The organism is Flavobacterium agri, assembly GCF_013401995.1.
In the GTDB taxonomy this organism is placed as follows: Bacteria; Bacteroidota; Bacteroidia; order Flavobacteriales; family Flavobacteriaceae; genus Flavobacterium; species Flavobacterium agri.
In genome coordinates, this window is sequence record NZ_JACBJI010000019.1 from 3,188 (window position 1) to 4,504 (window position 1,317).

2 protein-coding genes are annotated in these 1,317 nt (G+C 36.2%); both read left to right on the plus strand.

The window, feature by feature from the left end:
* A partial coding sequence (locus tag HZF10_RS17710) for a hypothetical protein (RefSeq protein ID WP_217703409.1) occupies positions 1 to 501 on the plus strand: 501 nt, incomplete at its 5' end.
* Positions 502 to 685: 184 nt separating this feature from the next.
* Positions 686 to 1,054, plus strand: a complete 369-nt coding sequence (locus tag HZF10_RS17715; RefSeq protein ID WP_176007580.1) for a hypothetical protein — start codon at positions 686 to 688, stop codon at positions 1,052 to 1,054.
* The last annotated feature ends 263 nt before the right edge of the window (positions 1,055 to 1,317 follow it).

Consider the following 1,317-nt stretch of genomic DNA (forward strand, 5'->3'; position numbering starts at 1 on the left):
GATTATCAAAACTCGATGGAAAGAAAAACTGTTCTCAGAATTATTTATTACAACTTGGTTTTAGTTGTCTTAGTCGGCCTTGACTTGGCTCTACCGGGAAATATTAAGAAAACTGGTCAGTTGGAAAGTATTTATTCTGTACAGAGAAAATATGGCAGCGGGCGAAGGCCAAGTTATGTTAAAAGAGATTTGGTTTCCTTTACGGATGGAGAGATTTTTTTACTAGGTAAATTTCCTAAAATAGATTTAGAGCGAAAAGCCTATATCAGCGTTGTGCAATCCCCAATATTTTCGAATACTCAAGAAATCGTTATTCTGGAGAATAAACAAAATGTGTACGTTGGTTTTTTCTCCAACATGCCAGTTGCATCTGTGTTCCTAGTGTCAACTTTACTTACATTGATCAATTGTTTCAATGACAAAAAGATATTTCAAATCGGTTTGGTTTTTTCCACAATGGCAATAAGCATAATCTCTATCATATACATATTTTATTTTTAGGATATAACCGCAGGTAACAGCGGCTTCCCGCCATGGCAGTGGAATGACTAACGGGACGATCTCTTTCCAGAACTTCGTATCTTCACGTCGGAGAATACAATCTCCGCAAGGCTGCCACGGTCGGCAAGCCGCCGAACGTTATAAGCAAGCCGACTAAAAATCACCGAAGAAAAATATCCATAACATGAAGATATCCTACCCAGATGACTGTGATAATGCGCCTAAAAGAAGAGCTGTCAAAAACTTTATAATTTCGCTTTATCAAAACAAATTCAAAGAGTTTGATAGTTTATTAGATGATAAATTTGAGTTAGAGAAAGTTGGGGAAGATAAAATAATTGGAAAGCTAACTTTAGATAAATATTCATCAACTTTTTCAGAAATAACTGAACTGAGTATTAAAGAAATACTTTCTCATGGAAAATTTGGTGCGTGTCAAGGATACATTAGAGACAAAACTCAAAGAATAGATTTTGCTTACTTCTTTGAGTTTAAGTCAGCCGGTAAAAATGTCATACTCAAAGTTTCCGAATATAAAATAAAAACAAAATAATCTGATACGGCCAGCTTATAACCGCCTATTCACGCAATCGCTGGTTCTGGGTAGCCTCACGCCTATTTTCCAATTCCGCAAAACAATGATTTTTTCAAACTTTCTAAGTTAGAAAAAATCAAAAGTTTTGCTACCTTTCATCACGCCGGAGAGAACAATCTCCGAAAGGCCGCGACTGCGCGAATAGGCCTAACGTTATATGCCATATTACGCGAAATGACTCGAAAAGAACATTGGAAAAATCAGCTTAATAACTATACTGA